We start from the raw sequence: 21845 nt of genomic DNA, 5'->3' as shown, positions 1-21845 counted from the left end.
CTGTTATTGTGCGCTACAGAGCGCGATATGGAATTTGGAGATTAAGCTGCGACCAGCCGTCGGCCTCGCCCGCCGGGACCACCGATACTGCGAAGTAACTCAGTCGTCCGTCATTCTGGAATTCGAAGTGCTGCGTTAGCTGGTCTGCGGTTTGAGTAATCAGAATCGTGCCGGTATAGATCGGAACAAATAGCTGAATGATGATGACGCCGGTTCGATGGACTACCGGCCCGGCCCCGATTTCGTTGGCTCCCGCCTGTCCTGAAATATTGGTGAAGCGTGCCCAGATATCGCGGCCACTCGGATCAAATATCGGCCCGTTGGGATAGTCCACCGCATCAGAAGCAATAGCGGTCTGCGCCGTCATTCGGGAAATGACAGCGTTTCTGATTTCTGTAAGGGTCATTTGTAGGCCTGAACGACACCGTTAAATGAAACTGCATAGACGCCCGCCGGGGCCTGCGTTGAGTGACCATTCTCCAGCGGCACGGAATAAGGCAGGTTCGACTGGATGTAAATCACTGAATAGGCTGGTGCCTGGTTGATGATGTTTTTGCCATTGAGAAAGGTCATCGTTCCACGCGGGTCTGGCTCAGACGGTACTGAGTGATCTGGTTCGCCAATACTGACAAAGTGGGATGCCCGGAACGTACCCGCACGGTATTCTGCCGGGCGCCGGATATCCATGCTGTCGTTAACACGGACTTTCTTCCTGAGTCGCCCGGTTTTGGTCAGATTTGCGGGGTCGGCATAAAGAGATTCGTTCCACTCACCTACCGCTTTGTTGTACTGAACCGCGGTGGCGTTGATAGCCCATAGCTCCGGGTTGCCAACAGGTGAGCGCTGGACGATTTCATTAAGCAGCTGTGTTGCGATGGTTCGCTGGCGCAATCTCACATCATCAGCCACCAGCCCGGCGAATGCCGTCGGGTCGATACTCCATCCCTTCGCCATATCACGCCCTCCGTAGCTGGATGGAGTACGCAGCACCGGCAGAATCAGCAGCGGCAGTGATGACCTCATAACGCTGAAGTACGCCAGTTATCGGATCCGGCGCCGTGACAAAGTGCCCAACCGCTGGCTTATCGGTTACTTCGTTAACCAGGGCGGTTAATTTCAGGTCACCATGCAGGATGTTAACGCCATCGATACGCCGGAGTTTGGAACGGGCCAACACTCCGCGCCCCGAATACGTCACCTGCGTTTCGCTGCCAGTTTCCGTTACCGGGTCCCAATCACCTCGAACGGTGTATGTTCCAGTGAAATCCTTAACAGCATCCTTCAGGTCGGTATCGAAGGCTGCGGCGACTTCGGTTTGCAGCTCGTCACGAATGCCCATATCACCCCCTCACCAGCCGCACCAGGGACTGATTGACACCGTATGGCTTAAGCATGGCCAACGCCAGTTGCAGGTCAGAATCAAACAGCGCTGTGCTGTTGGTGGCAAGCTCGGCAAACGTCTTTGACACAGAGACATCGTCAGCATCGACCGTCTTACTCAGTAACACCCCAGAATCAGTTTTCTGCTGATACAGCCCGCCATTTGCCGCCGACAGCGCCGTATAAGCGCCAGCCTGTTTCATATCGTCAGGAATAATGGTTTCGTGAGTTGCCTTATTGCATGGCAGTTTCAGGTTAAGTCCATTCATCCAGGTATTCGCCATCAGCACAGATTTGGCTTTTTTGCTTTCATCCGTCCAGGTGGCGCCCAAAATGGAATTAACGTCTTCAACAGTTATGAAGGTGAGCATCTATTACTCCGTTTCTTTCCAGCCGAGTGCCTTCCAGTTTTCAACCTCTTCAGGGTGGACATCTGCGGTTATCGGTGCGCCGGGGAATGCAGGATAATCCGTGACCATTACTACCAAGTGCTGCTCCTGCTGAGAATTGTTCGGCTCAGCCAGCTCGGCAGCAAATTTTTCCGCCGCTCGTTGAGCTCGCTGCTCTTTGGTTAATCCAGCCATACGACCTCCATTAAAAAAGGGGCCGAAGCCCCTGTTTATCAGCCCAGCAACAACGCTGAGTGCGCCGACTTAACTGCCGCTACGCCCCATGACAGGCCAACTTCGTAACGCACCTGGCGGTACTGACGGTACAGCGCCACCTGATAAGTAATGCCCGATACCGGGTCGGTAACGTTCATCACATCATCTGCAGTATCGCCACCCTGCGGCATTGCCGGAGTTCGGGATGCCAACAGGAAAGCATTACGATCAAACGCCATGTTTGCGGTGTAGGCACCACCAGCAGTAATAGCGGTATTATCGGCCAGCGCCTGACGTAAGCCCGGAGAAGCCAGAGTAATGGTCGTGGCAGTCGCCGCAGCAACCAGGTAGTTATTGTTATCCCCGTCAAACGTCACGATGTCGCCCGCTGCAAAAGCACCTGTGCCGGTATCAATGGCAATCAGAATATCGCCTTCAGCTTTTGCTCCATTCACCAGGTATCCGGCAGCCGGAGATGCAGCGCGTTTCTTAACATGCGCGGATTCGTGGATGTTGAATCCTTCCAGTCGCCCCACAATACCTTCGCGCAGAAGCGCATCAGTACCGGACTCGTTTACTTTGAACAGAACAGACTGTTTACCGCGGAGGTTTGCGATAGCCGAAGAACCGAGAACCATCTGCAGATCAGTTGTCGGCGAACCGTTGTCAGAGAGAACCTGGCGCGCATTTGCCGCATCCGACAAATCACCTGCAATACCGAAAGGAGCGGTGCCGGCCGTACCAACAGCACGAGAGGATGCGAAATACAGAGCCGCAAGATCTGCATCCATCTCATTAGCCAGCGCGCGAAAAGCCTGCTTAAACTGATCAGCAAGAATGGTGTTGTATGTCCCTGCGGGCCCCAGCGCCAGTTGTTCCTCACCGTTCCATTTGACCGGGGCCATTTTGGATTTGGTGATTTTGACATCAACGGTGCCGATCGTCTGGTCGCCGTCATTTGGCGCAGTAGCCCCCGGGGTAATATCAACAGTGGTTGCCGGTGGCGCAACCGGCGCAGTAACAGTCTGGTCCTTCGCCGCCGCATCAGCTTTAGCATTACGCGATACAGCCGGGATAAAACCGACCTGTTCGCGAGATACGGTATCCAGAGCCGTGAAGATAGTCGGGATCAACCCGGTAAGCGTATTAGCCATGTGTATGGATTCCTTGAAGATTAAAATATAGGGTTGGTTGAGCTATCCAGCTCCGGCACCAGCAGCCATCCGGCGGCTGGCAAAGAATTAATCGACGATGGTGATACCGTCTTTGAGAGTTGATTGCTGATCTGTCGGGCTCAAACTGGTAAAAGCACCGCGTTTCATCGTTTTCTGCCCGAGTGAATGCTGAGACTGGCGAGAGCCGCCTCCCTGGTTGCCGCTGGCCTTCAGAATGTGGTCTTTCTGTGGGTACTGCTCCACCAGGAACTCCAGCGCCTCATCAAATGCCGCCAGTTCGCCCGGCTTCGAGCGGGAATAAATTTTGTTGCCGGAGCCGTCATAGGCAACGACTTTCCCGTCCTCAACTTTGAAGGACTGACCGAACCGCGCCTGAAGCATATCTGCCGGGATTGCCACTTTATCTGCGATGAATTTCGAGCCAGAGAACCGGCCGCCGATCATTTCCTGATAAAGCTGGCCTTCAAGGGTCGTCGCACGCTGAGTAGCTTCATCAAGCTGGGCCTGGAATGATTTGGTGATATCCGCTTTAACCTGATCAACGGCGCCAGCGTCGATCAGTTTTTTCTGGTCGATTTTAGTCATCATCTCCAGCGCTTCGAGCGCCTTTGCCGGATCGCCGATTTTGGCAAACTTAGCCAGACCGGCTTCAGCGGCTTCTTTGGCTTCACGATGAGATTTTGCCTCGCCATTCAGAGAGGAGATTTTCCCAACGGCCTGCACAGCATCAAAACCAACTTCCTGGCCGTCATCGTGGACGTAGACGGGTAAACCGCTGGAATCGACTTCTGCATAGCTTTTGCCGTTAACTTCGACTGTTTTCAGTTTCATGTGGTTACCTTTTCGGTGGTCATCCGACCGTTGCACCGCTCACCATCCGGATCACGGCAATAAAAAAGGCCGCCCGGAGGCAGCCTGATTGAAGACTTAAAAAGTTTTAAAGTCTGGCGTTGCTGAACGCCTGAGCATCCAGGTTACGCAGTTGCTCCAGAGTCAGCCATTCGCCCTTGTCGTTGTAGAAGTCATCGGGCGACATGCCGCCGTCACGAATCAGCCGGGACCGGGTTACGCCAACGATCTGGGACTGTCGCGTGAACGACTGGCGCGAGAACCAGCCCTGATAATCGGTATCCAAAGGCACCTGCCCGTCCATGCTGGCGCGCGAGCTATCTGATATTTGCCCTACAGCAATACCCAGCTCATCAGACGATTTCAGGATGTAGGTTTCGACGCTGCGACAACAGAAATGGATTTTCCCGGGTCCCTGCAGATACGGCACCTTATGGCCGATCGGCTTGTTATCCAGTGTGTACTTGAGGCGGTCACGAATCCGACAGTCTTTAGATGTCCGGTTATCCAAAGTGGATAACCACTGTTTACCCTTCAAAATGTCATCGTTCGCATCTGCGAAGCTTTTCCTGGCCGTCGAAGCAAGATGGCCCACAGCCGTTTTTGCAATACTGCCGGCATTGGTGCGGCTCATCTGCAGCGTGCCATCCTGATAACCACGGTTAGCATGACCACGGACCTTTCTGGCGATTTGCTCATGCGTATCGCCAAGGAGAAAACCCTGCCGCACTGTATTGGATATTCTTGCCATCCTGTCAGCTTCAAGGTTATCTGCCCACTCCGAAAGCAGGCGCCCCTGAAACGGCTGTGCCATCGCTGCTGAGTAAACGGCATCCGGTGAAATGCCCACCAGTGGATGAAGCGAAAGAACATCATCGGGGATCGCAAACTGAAACAGGCTCAGCTGAAAGCCTGCTTCGTGCTGAGCGAGCAGCTGCAATTCTTCAGATAGTCCCGCGTACATTGACTGCACAGCCTCGCGATTGAGAGCCCTGACACTAACGAGCAGCGCTTCCAGTCGCGACACGGTAAAGCTGTCAGCATCCAGGCTATCCATCGCCACCAGCAATCTTGCGGTCAGCTCAGCGTCACTGTCATTCAGGATTTTTATCATCCTGTTTGCAACTCTGGTGCTGTACCGCGCTATCCATATCGCATGCGCTATCGATTCATCCTGAAGCTTGTCATTCGCCGTTGCCATTTGCACCACCCGGGTTACTCAGTCCGCCGGCCAGCGTGACCTGCTGATTTCGCAGCTCGTCGATTACCTCTTCGGGCTTCGCATCCGGATCGATAAATTTGAGGGCCTGCAAAACGCGAACAGCATCGACCTGACGTATATCACCACCCTGACGTAGCGACTGAACAGCTGTTGCAGCTGCGGCATCAAACGTCTGGGCTGAAACATCCAGTTCGGTACGTACATCGACATTGCCACCCTCTTTCTCACCCAGCCATTCCGCCATAATCTGCAGGATATTATCGAGCGCATCCTCAAGTGAACTTGCCATGGTGTAGAGAGGTGAATTCTCCTGCATCCGCTCTTCGTGAGTCTGGTCTAAGGATTTAGTCGATGTGTTTTCCGCGCGCAGCAGTTTTGCGCCGGCCTGACGCATCTGGTTTTCCAGATCCTCAAGGGAAATCTTACCGGCTTCAATCGCAGCCCCGGTATGCTCGACATATTCCAGTCCCTGCCGCTGGCGGTCATCGAAACGAGTCGCAGAAGAAGCACCTATCGTCAACGTTTCGCCATCAGCCAGACCGTAAGCCACCAGCAACGGCACACGAGCGACATGAAGGATGTTGTCCTGTTCACTCTGACTCTGCCAGTGCTTGATATTCAGTAAGGCGAGATTAAGCAGTGGCGGTGAGCCGCGCATAAAGCCTGTGCGTTTCGTGTAAAGCGTCACCAGGGGAATATCATCGCGACTGGTTTCCCACTCGTCGTGAATCTGCCACTGGCTTTCGCCGTTATCACCTTTATTTCGGCGATAAATTTCAACCTTGCCCGGCATGATATGGCGTATTTGCTCAACTTTCGTTTGCCCATAATCATCGCCATCAATAATGATGACCTCTCTGATACGCAGATCGGTCAGCACCACTTTCCCTTTAACCACTTTCGATTTCCAGCCGATGACCTGGCGAGGATTAAGCATCGTGGCATACGGGCGGGATCCCGCGGCTTTTTCGTCGGCTTTAGTTTTTACTGTCTCCGGGTCAATTTTCGGGAAATCCACCAGCGCATGTACCAGACCATACTGGAATCCAATGCTGAAAAATTGCTGTGCCCAAACATCGAGCCGGTTTCCTTCCATATCAATATCAGGCGACAGCTCCCGTATTTGTTCAGGAGAGTCCTCACTCAATACCGTCGGCTCAGCAAACACTCGCCCGATGTTTTGTTTAATGGCCTCTTCATAGGCAGGAAGTAACGTTGCCGAAGCTAAACGCTCCTTATAACTTTCAGGATCTTCGTTCGGCCATTTCGGGAGATACTTCTTGCCCTGCCGGCGCATTTCCAGCGTGCCGCCCATCAGCGCATCATTAATATCCCATGCCTCAACCATGTCGTTATAGTCGAGGTTGGGCGTTGAAATATCAGGCATGGTTTTACATCCGCAGTTGGGTGACTTTTCCAGTCGGTTTGATGATCGGGAATTGCTTCACAATGAAATACCCACCGGCATCGTTGGGGTGATCGTTATCCGCCGTTTTATCCGGCTCACCGTTTTCGCCCCAAACCTGTTGCTCAAGCGATTCTGTGTACACCGGGCACCGCTTTACATTCACTTTGTAGCGACGTTCACCGTTACCATTGCAGAACATGGCATTCATCGCGTTGATGCGGTCTTTCACTGGCGGGTTTGATGCATTAACAACCACATTGAAGCCGGCCTGCTTAAGCTGAGCGATATCCGTGGCGCTGGCATTGCTGGATTTGCGGGAATCGCCGGAAGCGTCCGGGTAAATATAGATTTCCCGCACCTTGCGATAATCGTTGCCGTCGTACAGCCAGAACCGTTCTTTGATGATGCGAATAATGTCCGGTGTGTCGTAAGCCTTAATGATTTCCGTAACTGCACAGGGAAGCCCAAGGCGCAGCACATGAACAATTCCGGCCATTTTCCCGACGTTAAAGTCCATACCGATGTACAGAGGTTCGCCGGGCTGCTCTTCCTCCTGGCAATTGTTCAGCTGACGGTCAAACTGATGGTAAATAGTCCCGCTGGTCAGGTTGGTAAACTGGCCGCGCAGATAAGCCTTAATCAGCTCCGGCGGATAAGACTCCATCAGGGATGGAATGTAGTCTGCCGGCAGGTTCTTTTCGTTGTCGAAGGTTGAGGCCTGAACCAGCCCGTATAGCGTTGAGAGCGAAGGTTTATCGCGTACAGCCTTTGCGAACTGTTGATAAACAAACTTAAACCCTTCTGGCGTCGTGGTGACGTCTATTCCATTACGCAAACCGGGCACGTTGTAACGCATACGCGCAATGATTTTCCGCCAGGCTAACTGCGCCTTTTTGGCGGGCATCACGTCGAGCTCATCTATCAGGGCATTACCAATTTTGAAACCAACGATGGTATGTGGCTTTTCCATCGAGCGGCATATCGTCGTACCGCGGAACTGCTTCCCGGCGTAGAAATGGACCTCTTTGTTTCCCTCATTGATTTTGACATTCAGCCCCCAGTCATAGGCCACCTCTTCAACCGTGGGATAAAAGATGTCGCGGATCTGCGGATACGTTGGTGCAAAGTAGCCCTGGTTGATTTTAGGGTGTTCCCACATCCCCTTGCAGATACCGCCGCAACCAACCCATGTCTTACCGCTGTTATGATGAATCGCCCCGTCAGCAGTAACGTAGCAGTTATTGTCGAGCACCTGGAGGTCAAAATATGGCTCAGCTTTCGACAGCCGTGATACACTCAATATGTTGCAGGTTTCGATTAAGGAGTTTAATTTTGACGCCTCTAGACCATGTAATTTGCGATTTGGCACATCCAGACCGCACTGTTTCAGAAGTGGCTGCGTTAGCTGGTTGTGACCGCAGCCATGTTTACCGCTGTATATCTCGGTACGGACTAACCCTGAAACAGCGTCAGAAGCCAGCCCCGCGGGAAAGCGCGAAAGACAAAATTCTTGCTCTTGCTGATGGCTGCAGAACGTCAGCAGAGATCGCAGAGAAGGTTGGTTGCACGGAAAAGCACGTTCAAAACGTTCTCCGGGTTCACAATGCTGAGCGCCTACCTCAAGGTGCCCGAAGCGGGGAGCAAAATCACGGCTTTCGCGGCGGCCGTATTGTTGATCTGGATGGGTATGCCATTGTTCAAGCGCCAGCGAAGCATCCACATGCGCGCCGTACCGGTCTGATATCAGAGCATCGTATGATTGCTGAGAAGAAACTCGGGCGTTATCTGCTGCCGACAGAAGTAGTTGACCATATCGACGGGCTTCATCTGCATAACGCCCCAAGCAATCTGCGAGTTTTTGATTCAAACGCTGATCACCTGCGTGCAACGATCTCGGGACAGAGGCCAAACTGGTCAGCAGAAGGCTTTGCGAAGATGCAAATACCTTCACCGATTCGTCCAAACTATCCACAGATCGATAGCTACCGTCAGCGCAGAGAATGCGGTGATGTCCGCTTGCTACAAATTCTCCTCGCTGCGTCACAATTCGGTATAGATTCGCCACACCTTTTGGGTACGCACCACCACTTAGCGAAAGCTCAAATCGATTATTCTCAGCCGACCATGATAAAACTCGCATTGGCCGAGTTATTTCCTGAATGGGCATAATCCCAAATTCTGTAACTATAGGAGTACTTCCCCGCAAGCATCCAAACCCGGCCACGTAAGCCTTAAACTTGTGCTGCATCGCAAGGAATTTGGCCTGAGGGATGTTAAGCGTCGGTGCTATCGCCATCCTCTTCCCTCACTCGTGCGTCGACTACGTTGATATTGATTGCAACTGGCGTTGGTTCGTCATCCTCCGGGTCAGCAGCCAGCTCTTTGCGTAATTTTTCGACCTCCAGCTGCCGGCGCTCAATTTCAATCTGCTGCAGACGCTGGGCGAATTCACTATCAGCCAGGCCGAGACGCTTCATCACCGCCTCGTACATTCGTTCTCGGCTGATGGCGGTTATCTCTACGCCATTTTTACCGAGCTTCACGCCGGAATAGGCAAGCGCAGCATCAGATGGCAACTTCGTGGTATCGGCAAAGAAGGGTTGCCCGATACCGTCACCATTACACCGGGGGCAATGAGGGTTGGGCTCGCGCTTGTGGTTGTAGCCGTAGCCGCCATCATCCAAAGGCTCACGACGTTTACGCTCAAGCGCTTCGAGTCGCTTTTCTTCGTACTCCACGGCATCTCGCCATTGGTACTGGTGACCAAAGCCCCAGCAGTAACGGCAGCTCCCGCGACGATACTGTGATAGCTGGTTTGCATCGAAGGTGGCCAGGCGCCACATCTGCTCAAGCACCTCATCAGCGCTGCCAAGCGTGCGCACAATGGATGCTTTCTGCTGCTGCGCAATGGCCTGCGCAACGTTAGGATTCGTCAGGAGCTGACGGCCATAGTTCGGGTCGCTGTAGCCTGCTCGCTCAGCGGCGGCCGTAGCGTTCTGGTCCTTGAGGTATTCGGCAATGAAGCGCTTTACCTTTGGACTCAGTTTGCTGTCCACCAGCTCTTCTGCGCACATTTCCTTTTGCGCAGTGCGCAATTTCTTCTGCGCAGTTTTTTGCGCAGTTTGCGCAGTGGGTTTCTTTATGTATCGGCGTGCTGTAGCGTAATTCAGTCCCTGCGCTTCACACCAATCCTTCGGTGATACGCCGGTTGCGGCATGTTCGGACAGGAACCGTTGCTGAAGCTCGCCCCAGTCCGGTTTTGCCATAGATTACTCCGTATTCTTTCGCACTGGTTCCGCCTTCAATATCTGGCTGATGCCATATTTAGTGATGAGTGCGGCTGTCTTTTCGTAATCAGGTTCGCGCTGGAACATCAGGCAGAATAAAGTCAGTGTCTTGAGGTAGAACGGCAGCCACCAGCGGCTTTTTACCTCTACTGAAATTGTGTATACCGGCATAGGCTCCCCTCTATTCGATATCCAATAAAAAAACCACCAGCAAATGCCAGTGGCTTAGGGGTGAAGTGATGGTCGGTGCTGCCACGGCGTACGCTAAAACGTCCGGCGGGGATTCACTGAAGTGAATCTAGTTTCCGACTTGCCCGTTTTTCACGGGACGCTTCTAGGGCGCGCAGGTCAGCATCCTGCATTCATCACAATTCGACATTATCACAGGCACTCAGTGAATGCCTGTGATAATGCCTTAGCTCGCTTGCTCTGCGATGGTATCAAACAGAGCCAACGCTTCCGTCGACTCCTGAACCGCTTTAATGGTCCGCGCCACCGCTTCTGATTCAGTTGTTACGCGACTGTATTGCTGGATAAATAGCTGATACTTGAGCGGTCTGTCCTGAACAAACTCTACAGCGACTTTTGCGGCGGCAGTGTCATAGTTCAGGATTGAAAGCAGGTTCAGGCGAATCTGCTGGGCGTCGGTAATTTCTGCCATACAAAACCTCTTTAAATAACATTTTCAATAAATGAGGTTAAACCAAGAATTTTCTGAATAATTACCGCTTACGCTTTTCGGGATTCTGCTGGTTTCTATACTCAAACCGACTTTGCTTCTCACGGAGCGAGGTCACTACCCGAAAGGCTCACGGATGAGCCAATCCTCTTAATCAGCTATAGATGTTACCTTGCAAAATTTGCTTACAGACCTGAGTAATGTCGGTATTATCAAGCTCATTAGCTGTTAGTTCAGCGCCCCGTCGCATTCTTGGATTTCCCTCTTCGGGGTTTTTTATCAGGTTCAAACCGATATTTCGGTTTAGCATTATCGAAGCTCTTCATTGAAGAGCTTCTGTAATACCTACTGCAGGGTCGTGTGTTCGTGACGGGGAATCGTCTTGCCGTTGGCGTTTATCGCATACGCCACTTCACCCTACTCCTGGTAACAGAAAAGGCCGCCGCGGCGACCTTTTTAACGTTTATATCAGCTTGATTTTTACTTCGTATCCATCAAGCCCATTCATTGTCTCAACTGGAATAAACTCGATTTCAGAAACCTCTTTACCAGTTTTTTTCCTGATTTCAGCGATCTTTTTCTTAATGAGCGCAGAAATCTCATCTTCGACTTTACGTTCAAATTCTTCATTTTTCATTCAAACACTCCTTAAGTGATCCCAACCTATTATAAATAATAGGTTATCTTCCCCGAGGATGCTTAGGGATCATCATGCCAGCCAGATATGTTACCTCCCTGCACATGCACAGAGAAGACCTGCGCCGGGCTTGGCAGGTCAATAAATGAGCAATCCATTAATTACGGGAGTATACTAAGTACCCACACATCCACCAGGTAATATTTATGACTATCTTTGATGATCTTAAGATGTACATGGATAAACAGGTGAAGGTGACTTGCCCCCACTGCTCTCACATCATGGAGCAAAGTTCCAGCAAAATACGTAAAAACATCACGTGTATTTGCCCTAAATGTGGATACTTTTTCCTTCCGGAGGAAGGGTGAAAGACATTAAAAAATTTCCTTCTTTGCTTTTTAAGCCATATCGCTTAGGACTTTCAGCTGCAAATGAAGAATCCTATCAAATGACAGATATCGAGCTTAAGGACTATCTGTTCACACTTACATGCATCATTATTTCAGGAATGGCGCTCAGCAGTAATTATCTTCCTGTAAGTCAAACGAACCAGTTCAGATTGCTCTATCAGCTCCTGGACGAAGAATATAGAAAAAAGATATAAATCATTTTTCTCAACTTAAAAAAGTAAGGTCAACTATGTCATACAATGTGTTTTCTGGCGGCAGAACGAAAGAGTCTGTTGCTTATGATCTGGCTTTAGCGCTAGCAGCTAAAGAACCTTCATCCTCAACACCAGGGGCACTAATAGAACGTATTGCAGATCTGCTGCCTGAATGTCGCTCAGTCGCAGAAAGCAAGTTCAATGCCGAGGTGCTAAGCCCCTTCACTTTAACAATTAGTTGCTAATGCTATTAGTTGTAAATGTTTGTTCAGCCTGTATTTTCAGGTTATACAGCTATTATCACTATTCGGTAATTGCAGTGTAATAGGCCTGCCAACGGTATTTATCTAACCTGAGCCGGCGAAGACATTGGGCGGTTTCTATATCTGCCTGCTCTTGCCCTGCTGATGCTGTTGCCATCCTTCATTACGGTGCATCTCGCAGTAGCCTGAGCGGTCGGTGGTTGTACCTGCGCATCCACGCTTACGGCAGGCACGGGGAATTAGTGCAGGCATGATTAAGTCCTTATGAGATTTGCATTATCACAGGCACTCATTAAATAGCTGCTGTAATGCCTTAGCCGAACTGTTCAGCAGTGGTATCAAAGAGCGGCAGCGCTTCAGTTGCTTCCTGCACTGCTTTCATCGTCTTTGCAACTACCTCAGTCTCTGATGTGACACGGCTGTATTGCTGGATGAATAACTGGTATTTAAGCGGACTGTCCTGAACAAATTCTACGGCGATTTTTGCTGCTGCTGTGTCGTAGTTCAGGGTTGAAAGCAGGTTGAGACGAATCTGCTGAGCGTCGGTGATTTCTACCATGTCTTACCTCTGTGCGATGTGGGGAGCATTATCGAAGCAACTATCCAAAGTGTCTTCTGTAATACCATGAAAAAAGCCACCCGGAGGTGGCCTTTGTGATGGCTATGAAAAAGGCCGCAAAAGATATGCGGCCTTTTGTCATGCACAGTTATCGATTAAATAAACTCTCAGGAGCCATCCGGGAGAGCATCACTTAAACGAGTAATTGACCCCCGACAGACTGGTGTTGGGACGGAGGTGCAATGAGAGTAGTGTGTTTCATTTTTTTTCATACCAGCAACCACACAATAATGGCAGTTCTTCTTGTTAATCGATAACTGCTATTCAATTAGTCTGGCCAGACGGATGATTATCCTGCCAGGGGTCATCACACTCACACGATGAAAATCTTTAAAATAAAACATTAGCCGGTTCACTCGCCTTCGAACAGGTGCAATGGCCTTGCACTGACGAAATTAGATTTAATCGTTCGTTGCCATCTTCCGTACAAACAAAATAGTCACAAAAAAATAAAGGTTAAAAAGTGAGCTATTTACTGTCCTGTGGTGTATGGTTAGCAATCACTCACGAGGATAAAACCATGTCTATGCTCAAAGACAAGATACGTACACTCAGGCCTGTAAAAAGCACCTGTCCTCACTGCTCTCGCCAGTCCACATATAGCCTGTCAAGGATTAAAAACGATATAACATTGATCTGCCCATACTGCGGAAATATTTTCCTCCCCTCAGAAAGTAAACCTATCAAGTAACTGATCGACTACTTTTCTGAAGCTTAAGTACACTCTTAGGCTTCAGAAATCGAAACGGCTCAGCAATCAGCATCAGGACGCGCTAAAGCTCGGCAAGCCCACATACAGGCTTCCTGCATTTTGGTGCGAGCAATATCAAGGCAACGTAACGCCTCATTACGCTCGGACTCTTCTTTAGTGAATATCCCTACCACTCCATCCATAGTGGAGTTGTGCTCTGTATCCAGCAGATTGCAAAAGTGACGACTCACATCTTTCAGGCGATTCATCCGCTCAATGTCGCCCGTGGTTAATGTGCGGTAGCACTTTACGGTACTGCCGACCTGCGGTTTAGCTTCGCTCATTTCGTAGCCTTTTCGGTTGGTTGCGGGCAGTTAGCCTGCACTGATTTGTTGTACGCCAGAATGTCGCGCTTGGTCTGCTTATCTAGCACGTCGATATCGTGGTCAGTCAGGTAGATGATCCGCACCCAGCTGCAGGCGGTATCAACCACTACCGGGGCGGGTAAACTTTTCGCGCAGCTCGCGATCAACATCGTCATCAGGCATATGGCTAACAGTCTGCTGTACATTGCTGGCCTCTCTGGTGGCTTCCTCTTTCCGTTCTGCCGCGGCGACGGTAGCAGCAGCGTTCTCTTCGGTTCGCTGCTGACTGACTTTCGCTTCTGCTTTACTTGTGCCGCGAGCATGGCCAATGCCGAACGCTCCAGCGATGGCGCCAAGAATGACAACCACCAGCCCCGTGATAGCTTCTATTCCCATGATCATCCCACCAGTACCGATTTTGCTTTCAGGAATCGGGCGCGTCGGTCATCAATTCCGTTTTGACCTCCGTTGATAATCTGGGACACGCGCACTAAATCACCGGGGTATTTCAAACACCCGTTTGAGGTATAAAACCAGGCTGCGCTGCGGGCCGCATTAATATCTTTCTCCAACAATTCAGGATTGCTGACTAAATCCAGTTTCAGTGCATTACCGCACTTTATGTAATTATCGAGGAAGGTGATCCCGATAATTCCACGTCCACGGTATTTCCAGCCATCGCCCGCAGCCTTATTGCCAAAGCGATTGCAATAGACCAGATTTGCGATCGCTCGTTGACGTTCGATCGGTAAAACCTTTTCGTAAGTTTTACGCCCCAGGGTGTTCGCCTGGTCCTGCGTGATGCGCTTTGCCTTCACAAAACCAGCCAGGCCGGCAACGCTATAGTTAAAACTTTCGACCATCTGGGTAAATGACGTGCTTTCGTGTCCACACTGCGCTATGAACATCGCCCGATCGAGTGGACTAGTGATGCTGAATTCGTTCATTGCAGTATCAAGGTGCGGAAACCAGCGCGCAGCTAACCCGGCGCTAATTCCAGCCGCCCTTTGAAATTGTGATTGGTTCATCAGTGCCTCAGTGCATCAGTGCATCAACCAGTCGCGCCACATTCCCCCTGAACCAGAGAACCGCGCCGCAGATAAGAATGTTAGCCAGCACTACCAGCCAGTGGGAAGAATCGTACAGGCCAAACAAGAAACGGAATGGGATGCTGGCATAAACCAGCACCATGAGATAAGCCAGAACGGATATGCCCGGACGGTGTCTCGCACTACCTCGTTGGTAGAACATCAATGCCAGCACAATGACGGCGCAAATGACTGCATTGGCCAGCGCTGAAGGATCATTTACCACTTGAACCTCCTCCCCGGAACCGGGTCAGCATATTGAACAAGCTATTTAGATCCTGGCTGTTGAGAAACGTCAGAACTTTGATGATAAGCGCTGATATTAATACGGCTCCCAACGCATCAAGCGGACGGTCGCTGTAACCAGTCCAGCTTGAAAGCTTGGAACCCACCAGACCAGCGCCCAGAACACCAACAATAAATGACGTCATAAAGTATGCCACCAGCTTACCGCGCGATATGTTAGCTGCCGTGGCCACGTAAAAAACCGCCCCGGCGAATGCACCAAATACCACGCCGTAATCTATTCCGGTAGCCAGACCGAACATGCTGGCCCCCATCAGGCCGCCGGCCGCAACTGAAGTACCAGAGACAGGATCGGACATTTAGCCCCCTCTATTGCTGTGAGTCCTCTCATGAACGAGGGGAATAAAAAAAGCCCGCTATGAGAGCGGGCTGAAAAAGTTGGCTTTCGAGGAGTAACGATAAAGAAAGGTTCCTGATAGTCCGAGCTACCGATTTACCAGAAAAGCATTTCCTTTTATGTCGTTACTGTAATTAACCATAGTCTGCCAAAGAGAATGAGTAAACCCAACAAGATGTTCGGTTTACTTACTTGCGATTAGATGTGGTGCCGGGTGCCTCCCGGTGAGCATGCCCCAACAGACATCACTCGCGTGGTATTCACAGGGCTTTCGCTCTATTAGTTGGACGCCCCTCCGCATAGGGGGATTCACCACAACAATACATTAGCCAGGCAACATTCACATAGTCAATACCCTGCAACAATGGGTACACACGCTTGATGAAACTTTTCAGCCATTCAGAACACGATTAATTAATGCATATGAAATCATTACGGCATTAATGATAAATACTCATACAAAACAATAAATTTAAAAGGAATTATCCGTTAGGATTTTTCCTACGCTAATTGCAAACTACGTTTTATAAAAACAAGAATGTCCATACTCTTTCCAGAGGTTAACTCACATGACAGCCATACTGATGATAGCGATAGCTGTAGTTCTTCTTTTAGTTGCTGTGGGATTTCTGATTTCTTACATCAAAGAAAGGCGTAGATATAAAAACACTTTCAAAAAAAGGTATTAATAATTATCCACTTTTTCAGAAGCAGGGGTAGTGATACCTGGGGATTGCCCCTGTGTTCTTACTGCAACCTTTCGACACAAAGTCCTGCCTTACAGTATCAATGCTCTCACCAGTTGTGTTCCGCTTACTGATAAGAAGTGCTTTACCTGCTTAGCAGGATCAGAAATCTGTTCAGGACTCTCGCGTATGAGCTTCAACGTGTAGTGCGGCACGCATTCACTCAAGAGCCCTGACCGGATTGCACAACCACACTCTCGCAGTGGTCCGCGCTCATGCCCTTGAGTCCCTGCCGCATCATCGCCGCTTATAACCGGTTCGCGTCTGGCACTCGCGCTGCTTTACCGGAGCTTCTTTTGATATAAGAACCTTGACCCGTCGCTACACAGGCTCGCTCAATGGCGACTCAGGGGAACATCACGACTGCTCCATTGCCTTTCGGCTGCGGACTTACCGTTTATTTATGCATTTTTTCACCCTCCAGAAACGACAAAGCCCCGACGTTTCCGCCAGGGCTCTTTTTATTCTTCATGCCGCCACTTAAAGTTAAGGCAGCATATCAAAGTAGACTCAAATATGACGCATTTAATCCAGTTTTGCAAGACTTGAGTCTAAATTTGTCGCCTTTTGTTGTGAACGTGATCGCGTAACCTGCAAAAGAGAATCGCTATCAAGGCGCAGCAAGGTCCTTTTCATCTCCTCCCACCGCTCCGTAAACGTTTCTGACCAGTTCTTAGGGGTCACGCCGACCAGGGAAGCAAGCTTTTGGTATTCATAAGTCTCCCGGCCTGCCAGCTCGGCTTTGACGTCCTGCGCCGCCAGCCAGATAAGCTGACGCAGTCGCTCTACCGTTTTCTTAGCAATGCGCACTCCGACCAGTTGCTGACTAAATTGCTCCCATGCCCACCGGATGATTGTCTCCTGATATTCCCACCTGGTGTTTTCACTGTAGTTCCAAAGAAGCCAGGCTTTTTGATGCTCATCCAGTGACAGTAGCGCACGGCGCCATGATGCGGTTGCGTACTCCACCGGCTGCACCAAAGGGATATGTGAGCCTTTGGCGTGTGATTGCTTTCCAGGGATCGGAGGGTTGTTCAGCGTCATCCACTTTTCCGTTTCCTCATCCCATACGCGCTGTTTTTTGCGTGGGAATGTGTTCGTATCGAACTGAGCATTCTCCAGCCAGGCCATGAGCTGACCTTTTGTCGCTCCGCTCAGATCGGCAGTGGCCACTATCAGTTGCTGGCGAATGTAAGATAAGTTTTTCATTAATCTCCCCCTGCTTTCTGATTGCGGATTTGGTTTCTGAGGATGCGATATGCCACCGGGAACGAGCCGCGATAGCGGACGATGTTCAACCGTAACCAGCGCTGGCGAATACATTCAGTTGTCTTCATGTTCATGCTTTTACCAGCCCTTCTTTTTTCCATACGGCCAGCGTTCTGAGCACACCTTCTGCATGCATCAGGCGCAGTTCGTCATAGGTGTAATCGGTTGTTTTCTTCCGTCCGTCGATCAAGTCGTGGCAACAGTTGCAGGCGATAGCCGCCTGAGTATCGTCAGGCTTGTATCCTGTGCCGCACGTACCCGCCAGCCGGTAATGCGCCAGTACGCTGGTTTCCGGGTTGCCGTTGCAGTAACCGGGGATCCTGACTGTACATTCGCGGCCGCGCGCCTCTTTACGTAGATTCGCCATACTCACCCCCACATCCGATTTCGGGTGCGAGAAGCCGGACGCGGAGGATTTTTGTCCTCCACCAGCTGCGCACTGACGGTCCATGTGATTAAATCCTGATTCAGGCTGCGCTCGACCCTTACGCCCCGCTGGCGATATTTCGCCATAAGCTCATCAGCTTGCTGAGTTGTGCAGTCATGATGGTGAAACCATGAATATTTCATCGGCATCACCCCGCGAAGCTTAAAAGCTGGTTTGCGGCGTTCTCGACTTCCAGCTGGCTGTTGAATGAACGGGAGAGGATCCACCGCCAGAGAACATCAAGCGATGCTTTGTACAATTCCTGAAATTCGCATTCGTCCATGCTGGCGAAAGAAATGCTGCGAGGGTGTTTTTTCAGCGTGCCGTCCGGCAGCTGTATGGCGTCATAGTGGCCAGCTTCGACAATGACCCACGCCCGGTAGGCATCGAAAGATTTGCAGAGGCTGATACTGCCGGCGCGCTTCTCGGCTATACGGTCGAGGTATTGCTCGGCGGCATCAAGCAATGCCGATTCACTCCCGCCATATGCCGCCAGGTATTTGGCGTAACCTGTTATAAGCCTGCGCTCGTTAGACGAGATCGCTCCGCCGGAAGGCTCCCAGTATTCAAAGCCGAGATTGAGTAAAGCGAAATAGCGGCGATGAAACGCCGGGTTGCGGACAAGCTTATAGTCAGCTTCCAGAACGGCGCCGAGCTTGCATTTTGATTGCAGGAAATCGCTGGTCTCCTGCGTTGCAGGGATCAGAATTCCTTGAGACTGTTTTATCAGGTGTAATTGTTGCGCCATGGGTTTCACTCCGTGGCGCTGTGATGCTCCGTTGCCGTTGTTCAGGCGGCAGCTAAATTATTGCAGCTTACTCTCGGTTTCGTCAATGCAACCAGCATCTTTAGACAGTTCTTTAAATTCTTCAATTGTCAGCAAAAACTGGTTTTTCCTTACCTTTTCGAGCCCGGTAATTTTTCCTTCCTCACTCGAAATTAAAAACTTCCCGCCTTGCCTGATTATGTCTACCACTTCGGCGATATCGAGCTCCACTTCATCCCCCTGAGCGACATACAGACGCAAAAATATAGTCCGGCGACAGCATCAAAGGGACACGCTTATTGCGATACTTTGGGAAATGCCAGTCACCAAAAAGGTCTATCAATAAAACCAGTCGTCGGCGCTTTCCCAGGTCTCCTGTAAAATTTCTGCAATGGTTTCTTTGTCACCATCTATGCCACCGAAAACACTGAGCCCATCAGCGCCTGCGCGACGAATAGATAATTTACAGTCATCATATTTTTGATTTAGTCGCCGTAGGAATTCGGCCTCTAACGCTGGTTCAGCACCGTTAGGTAGTTTTTTAGCTTTCTCGATGGTTACTTCGATTCTCATAGTATCACCCCATTCGATATACTGTATAAATAAACAGTACACCTAACTTACTGAATGTTCAATATCTTAAGAGCACAAACTGTTAATTTTTGTCAGTAATGTCACAAGAAAAACTGCCACATGATATTGAATTAAAAGATTATTTTTTCCTAAGCCTGACCGCCTTGAAGTAACGCGGAAAAGATACCCGCAACAACTGGACGTTTTGCTCTCGGAAAAACCGCACTCATTCCACTTTCCTTACCTTCAGTTTACTGATGTCATTACGATGTTTTAGCTTCGTTTTCCTCATTTTATGCCAATCCCAGTGCGGGGAAGACTATTCGCATGCCACTGCTCTGCCTAACTGCCGCATCGTAGTAAGGTAACTATCGTCTTGAGTCTAAACCATTAAGGCGCGTCATATCACCGCAGGTAGCACCCAGTGAAGGTTACGTATCCTAAAAAAAACATAAGGGTAGTTTTTTTGTTTTGAAGATAGCAAAATAGGTATCAAGTCCGTTTGTGGCAAGAAAAACAAGATATATCTACACATGATAAGGAGAGAGAAATGATAAAAGAAATAGAAATATCAAACTTTAAGAGCATAAAAAACATAAAGTTAGAAAAGTTGAAGAGAGTTAACTTTATTGCTGGGAAAAACGGAAGGGGGAAAACCTCAATTCTTGATGCAATATTTATAACAAATGATTTAACATCTCCTGATTGCCTTGTTAAACCTGTAGTATTTAGAGGTGGCACACCAAACCTTACAGCAGGTGAGTTATGGTATTCATACTTTAGAAACCTTAACAAAGAGAATAAAATTAAGATAGCAATTAACGACTATAATGGGGCTAAAGAGGAAACAATAATATCTATAGAAAGAAAAACTAAAGGCTTTCAAAATATAGGTCTCGTAACTAGTGATAGTATAGACAAAAACAACGTATCACCGACTTCCTTCCAAGGAGGTGAATCTCTAAAAATTAAAAAACACGATAGGACAAAAAACGAAAACTCATCTCTAAGAATAGATGTAACCCAACAGATTAACGGCTCGCAAATATCATCAAATGTTGTTAACCATGGAGGACCAATAGAACTAAAACCGACAACATACATTACAACCTCAAATGCAATAAACAATGCTAATACAATATTGGTCGTGGGCAATCTAATAAGAAACAAAGATATAAAAGAGATTGTCATAGATATGAAAAAAATAAATAAAAAAATAATAGATATACAAATTGGAATATTAGAAAATACTGCAGAAATACTTTTTGACACTGGTGAGAATAAGCTTGTTAGCCTTTCATCAATGGGAGAGGGAACCGGAAAGCTTCTAACACTTCTCGCAATTTCATATAGCACAAAAAATGGTGTAATCCTGATAGATGAAATTGAAAATGGCATACACTACTCATTAATGCCATCAATAATAAAAATACTTACTGAACAATCAATTAAAAACCAAAATCAAATATTTATCACAACCCATAGCCTTGATGTGATAAATACAATAAGTAACTTATACGCAAACAAAGAGATTTCGGATGAAATCCTTTCTTTTTCTAGAATAGGTTTCTCAGAAGCAAAAGATGAGACATTATTAAGTACATTCTCACTTCCGGAAATAAAATTATCCTCTGATGAAAATTGGGAGATAAGGTAATGGAAGATTTAAAACAAAAAAAAGAAATCATTTCAAAAAGAAAAATACTATTTGTTGAAGGCCGGGATGAGGTTTTATTCTTCTCTGCATTATCTAAAAAGATAGGATTGCACAGTGAAATCCAAGTCATAGATTTCCAAGGCAAGGCAAATATGAAGAACTTCATTTCCATGGCCTCTAAAACTGAGGGTTTCATTGAAACTGTAATATCGTTTGCAATAATTCGTGACGCTGACAAAAACTTCAAAAACACAGAAACCGAAGTTTCAGATGCAATAAAAAGCATATTCTACATTGAAAACACAAAAAATGGGGAAATGATACAGGGTAAGAATATCAAAGCTGGCTTTTTTATTATGCCCGGAAATGAAATGACTGGAGAGTTAGAGGATTTAGTTTTATCCTCCTTTAAGGGGAATAAAGTATCAGATAAAATTGAGAACTATCTTGATGAATTAAAATCAATCACGAAACCAGACGACGAAAGCTCACCATTTATTTTCCCAAAAAAATCATCCAAAGCAAAAATACAAATTTATTTCTCGAGCATGGAAGAATCAGATGCAAGAATGGGAATTTCAGCGGAAAGGAAATATGTTGACTTTGATCATGCATCCTTTGTTGATATTATAAAATTCATTCAATCTATGTGAATTAAATTATTGAAGAGGCATTTTATTTCATTATAAAATGCCTTCATTTAGTATATTTATTATACAAAGGAGGCAGCATATCATTGCCCACTAAAAAATCATAAGTATTCACTTATGAAGAGTGTATTTCCTTATTATTATTTATCGGTCAAGTAAAGAAAACATCTCTATCACAGCCAGACTTCCAATCTACTGTGAGTAACAAAACCCGGCACTAATTGCCGGGTTTTATATTCTTT

34 protein-coding genes and 2 pseudogenes are annotated in these 21845 nt (G+C 48.6%); 7 read left to right on the top strand and 29 right to left on the bottom strand.

Annotated elements, in window-relative coordinates:
- Window positions 1–13 precede the first annotated feature (13 nt).
- From BWI76_RS12295 to BWI76_RS12250, 10 genes and pseudogenes are all read right to left on the bottom strand, one after another.
- The gene (locus BWI76_RS12295) at window positions 14–406 is read right to left on the bottom strand and encodes a phage tail terminator-like protein (RefSeq protein ID WP_004139353.1); all 393 of its coding nucleotides are present in this window, start codon (window positions 404–406) and stop codon (window positions 14–16) included.
- Entirely contained in the window at window positions 403–954 is a 552-nt protein-coding gene (locus BWI76_RS12290; RefSeq protein WP_004139355.1) for a hypothetical protein, read from the bottom strand. The genes BWI76_RS12295 and BWI76_RS12290 overlap by 4 nt, the downstream gene beginning before the upstream one ends.
- 1 nt (window position 955) lies before the next feature.
- Window positions 956–1339, bottom strand: a complete 384-nt coding sequence (locus tag BWI76_RS12285) for a hypothetical protein (protein ID WP_004139357.1) — start codon at window positions 1337–1339, stop codon at window positions 956–958.
- Between the two features lies 1 nt (window position 1340).
- Window positions 1341–1751, bottom strand: coding sequence for a hypothetical protein (locus tag BWI76_RS12280; RefSeq protein ID WP_004139360.1), 411 nt, complete (start codon window positions 1749–1751; stop codon window positions 1341–1343).
- A 3-nt stretch (window positions 1752–1754) separates the two neighbouring features.
- Window positions 1755–1964 (bottom strand): hypothetical protein, encoded by a 210-nt coding sequence (locus tag BWI76_RS12275; RefSeq protein ID WP_004139362.1) that lies wholly within the window; start codon window positions 1962–1964, stop codon window positions 1755–1757.
- 38 nt (window positions 1965–2002) lie between these two features.
- Window positions 2003–3139: a P22 phage major capsid protein family protein gene (locus tag BWI76_RS12270; protein WP_004139364.1), complete on the bottom strand. Its 1137-nt coding sequence runs from the start codon at window positions 3137–3139 to the stop codon at window positions 2003–2005.
- Window positions 3140–3226: 87 nt separating this feature from the next.
- Window positions 3227–3991, bottom strand: coding sequence for a DUF6651 domain-containing protein (locus BWI76_RS12265; RefSeq protein ID WP_004139367.1), 765 nt, complete (start codon window positions 3989–3991; stop codon window positions 3227–3229).
- 106 nt (window positions 3992–4097) lie between these two features.
- Entirely contained in the window at window positions 4098–5210 is a 1113-nt protein-coding gene (locus BWI76_RS12260) for a phage minor head protein (protein WP_004139370.1), read from the bottom strand.
- On the bottom strand, window positions 5194–6618 hold the full coding sequence (locus tag BWI76_RS12255; RefSeq protein WP_004139372.1) for a DUF4055 domain-containing protein: 1425 nt from the start codon (window positions 6616–6618) through the stop codon (window positions 5194–5196). The genes BWI76_RS12260 and BWI76_RS12255 overlap by 17 nt, the downstream gene beginning before the upstream one ends.
- A 4-nt stretch (window positions 6619–6622) precedes the next feature.
- Window positions 6623–7840 (bottom strand): annotated as a pseudogene (locus tag BWI76_RS12250) (terminase large subunit domain-containing protein); the annotation flags it as partial.
- Between the two features lie 554 nt (window positions 7841–8394).
- Here BWI76_RS12250 and BWI76_RS28660 point away from each other — a divergent pair.
- On the top strand, window positions 8395–8808 hold the full coding sequence (locus tag BWI76_RS28660) for an HNH endonuclease (protein WP_004139387.1): 414 nt from the start codon (window positions 8395–8397) through the stop codon (window positions 8806–8808).
- A 104-nt stretch (window positions 8809–8912) separates the two neighbouring features.
- Here the strand turns inward: BWI76_RS28660 and BWI76_RS12240 are convergent, their stop codons facing one another.
- The 4 genes from BWI76_RS12240 to BWI76_RS12225 all read right to left on the bottom strand — a co-directional run bounded on the left by BWI76_RS12240 (window position 8913) and on the right by BWI76_RS12225 (window position 11242).
- Entirely contained in the window at window positions 8913–9905 is a 993-nt protein-coding gene (locus BWI76_RS12240; protein WP_004139390.1) for a terminase small subunit, read from the bottom strand.
- A 3-nt stretch (window positions 9906–9908) separates the two neighbouring features.
- Complete coding sequence (locus BWI76_RS12235) at window positions 9909–10097, bottom strand: hypothetical protein (protein WP_004139391.1); 189 nt, start codon at window positions 10095–10097, stop codon at window positions 9909–9911.
- Between the two features lie 244 nt (window positions 10098–10341).
- On the bottom strand, window positions 10342–10587 hold the full coding sequence (locus tag BWI76_RS12230) for a DUF2560 family protein (RefSeq protein WP_004139393.1): 246 nt from the start codon (window positions 10585–10587) through the stop codon (window positions 10342–10344).
- Window positions 10588–11068: 481 nt separating this feature from the next.
- Window positions 11069–11242 carry a GnsA/GnsB family addiction module toxin gene (locus BWI76_RS12225; RefSeq protein WP_004139395.1) on the bottom strand — a complete coding sequence of 58 codons (174 nt, stop codon included), beginning with the start codon at window positions 11240–11242 and terminating at the stop codon, window positions 11069–11071.
- Window positions 11243–11448: 206 nt separating this feature from the next.
- Between BWI76_RS12225 and BWI76_RS28490 the strand changes: the two genes are divergently transcribed.
- Window positions 11449–11610 (top strand): YnfU family zinc-binding protein, encoded by a 162-nt coding sequence (locus BWI76_RS28490; protein ID WP_004139397.1) that lies wholly within the window; start codon window positions 11449–11451, stop codon window positions 11608–11610.
- Entirely contained in the window at window positions 11607–11846 is a 240-nt protein-coding gene (locus BWI76_RS12220; RefSeq protein ID WP_004139399.1) for a hypothetical protein, read from the top strand. The genes BWI76_RS28490 and BWI76_RS12220 overlap by 4 nt, the downstream gene beginning before the upstream one ends.
- Before the next feature lie 389 nt (window positions 11847–12235).
- Here the strand turns inward: BWI76_RS12220 and BWI76_RS28485 are convergent.
- Window positions 12236–12361: pseudogene (locus BWI76_RS28485) on the bottom strand (HNH endonuclease); the annotation flags it as partial.
- 61 nt (window positions 12362–12422) lie between these two features.
- The gene (locus BWI76_RS12210) at window positions 12423–12668 is read right to left on the bottom strand and encodes a DUF2560 family protein (protein ID WP_004849293.1); all 246 of its coding nucleotides are present in this window, start codon (window positions 12666–12668) and stop codon (window positions 12423–12425) included.
- 580 nt (window positions 12669–13248) lie between these two features.
- Between BWI76_RS12210 and BWI76_RS28770 the strand changes: the two genes are divergently transcribed.
- Entirely contained in the window at window positions 13249–13419 is a 171-nt protein-coding gene (locus BWI76_RS28770) for a YnfU family zinc-binding protein (protein ID WP_218569387.1), read from the top strand.
- 59 nt (window positions 13420–13478) lie between these two features.
- On the opposite strand, the gene BWI76_RS12205 is transcribed toward BWI76_RS28770, so the two are convergent.
- The 6 genes from BWI76_RS12205 to BWI76_RS12180 are packed head-to-tail and all read right to left on the bottom strand — an operon-like array spanning window position 13479 to window position 15477.
- A complete protein-coding gene (locus tag BWI76_RS12205) occupies window positions 13479–13763 on the bottom strand; it encodes a hypothetical protein (protein WP_004139409.1) in 285 nt (94 codons plus the stop codon).
- Window positions 13760–13954 (bottom strand): hypothetical protein, encoded by a 195-nt coding sequence (locus BWI76_RS28475; RefSeq protein WP_064371708.1) that lies wholly within the window; start codon window positions 13952–13954, stop codon window positions 13760–13762. Before BWI76_RS28475 ends, BWI76_RS12205 begins: the two co-directional genes overlap by 4 nt.
- Window positions 13905–14180, bottom strand: a complete 276-nt coding sequence (locus tag BWI76_RS12195; protein WP_064371707.1) for a hypothetical protein — start codon at window positions 14178–14180, stop codon at window positions 13905–13907. Before BWI76_RS12195 ends, BWI76_RS28475 begins: the two co-directional genes overlap by 50 nt.
- Before the next feature lie 2 nt (window positions 14181–14182).
- Complete coding sequence (locus BWI76_RS12190) at window positions 14183–14812, bottom strand: glycoside hydrolase family 19 protein (RefSeq protein WP_004139415.1); 630 nt, start codon at window positions 14810–14812, stop codon at window positions 14183–14185.
- 7 nt (window positions 14813–14819) lie between these two features.
- Entirely contained in the window at window positions 14820–15098 is a 279-nt protein-coding gene (locus BWI76_RS12185; RefSeq protein ID WP_004139417.1) for a phage holin family protein, read from the bottom strand.
- Window positions 15088–15477 (bottom strand): phage holin family protein, encoded by a 390-nt coding sequence (locus BWI76_RS12180; RefSeq protein ID WP_004139418.1) that lies wholly within the window; start codon window positions 15475–15477, stop codon window positions 15088–15090. Before BWI76_RS12180 ends, BWI76_RS12185 begins: the two co-directional genes overlap by 11 nt.
- 607 nt (window positions 15478–16084) lie before the next feature.
- Between BWI76_RS12180 and BWI76_RS28765 the strand changes: the two genes are divergently transcribed.
- On the top strand, window positions 16085–16204 hold the full coding sequence (locus BWI76_RS28765; RefSeq protein ID WP_142467661.1) for a small membrane protein: 120 nt from the start codon (window positions 16085–16087) through the stop codon (window positions 16202–16204).
- A gap of 582 nt (window positions 16205–16786) precedes the next feature.
- Here the strand turns inward: BWI76_RS28765 and BWI76_RS12175 are convergent.
- The 7 genes from BWI76_RS12175 to BWI76_RS12150 form a co-directional block, all read right to left on the bottom strand.
- A complete protein-coding gene (locus BWI76_RS12175; protein ID WP_004139419.1) occupies window positions 16787–17470 on the bottom strand; it encodes a bacteriophage antitermination protein Q in 684 nt (227 codons plus the stop codon).
- Window positions 17470–17598 (bottom strand): YlcG family protein, encoded by a 129-nt coding sequence (locus BWI76_RS28080; RefSeq protein ID WP_227516868.1) that lies wholly within the window; start codon window positions 17596–17598, stop codon window positions 17470–17472. Before BWI76_RS28080 ends, BWI76_RS12175 begins: the two co-directional genes overlap by 1 nt.
- 2 nt (window positions 17599–17600) lie before the next feature.
- A complete protein-coding gene (locus BWI76_RS12170) occupies window positions 17601–17897 on the bottom strand; it encodes a DUF1364 domain-containing protein (RefSeq protein ID WP_004139422.1) in 297 nt (98 codons plus the stop codon).
- 2 nt (window positions 17898–17899) lie between these two features.
- Window positions 17900–18106, bottom strand: a complete 207-nt coding sequence (locus tag BWI76_RS28470) for a hypothetical protein (protein WP_047720763.1) — start codon at window positions 18104–18106, stop codon at window positions 17900–17902.
- Complete coding sequence (locus BWI76_RS12160; RefSeq protein ID WP_004139424.1) at window positions 18106–18705, bottom strand: DUF1367 family protein; 600 nt, start codon at window positions 18703–18705, stop codon at window positions 18106–18108. Before BWI76_RS12160 ends, BWI76_RS28470 begins: the two co-directional genes overlap by 1 nt.
- A gap of 57 nt (window positions 18706–18762) precedes the next feature.
- Window positions 18763–18954: a hypothetical protein gene (locus BWI76_RS12155; RefSeq protein WP_227493325.1), complete on the bottom strand. Its 192-nt coding sequence runs from the start codon at window positions 18952–18954 to the stop codon at window positions 18763–18765.
- Window positions 18955–19062: 108 nt separating this feature from the next.
- Window positions 19063–19296: a DinI-like family protein gene (locus BWI76_RS12150; protein ID WP_004139426.1), complete on the bottom strand. Its 234-nt coding sequence runs from the start codon at window positions 19294–19296 to the stop codon at window positions 19063–19065.
- A 550-nt stretch (window positions 19297–19846) separates the two neighbouring features.
- Between BWI76_RS12150 and BWI76_RS12145 the strand changes: the two genes are divergently transcribed.
- Together BWI76_RS12145 and BWI76_RS12140 are read left to right on the top strand one after the other, a co-directional pair.
- Entirely contained in the window at window positions 19847–20953 is a 1107-nt protein-coding gene (locus BWI76_RS12145) for an AAA family ATPase (protein ID WP_004139427.1), read from the top strand.
- Window positions 20953–21606: a DUF3226 domain-containing protein gene (locus tag BWI76_RS12140; RefSeq protein ID WP_004139428.1), complete on the top strand. Its 654-nt coding sequence runs from the start codon at window positions 20953–20955 to the stop codon at window positions 21604–21606. The genes BWI76_RS12145 and BWI76_RS12140 overlap by 1 nt, the downstream gene beginning before the upstream one ends.
- The last annotated feature ends 239 nt before the right edge of the window (window positions 21607–21845 follow it).

Source organism: Klebsiella sp. M5al (assembly GCF_002090195.1).
GTDB classification, from domain to species: Bacteria; Pseudomonadota; Gammaproteobacteria; order Enterobacterales; family Enterobacteriaceae; genus Klebsiella; species Klebsiella grimontii.
The sequence above is the reverse complement of the archived record's forward strand: the minus strand, read 5'-3'. Positions and strand labels throughout refer to the sequence as shown.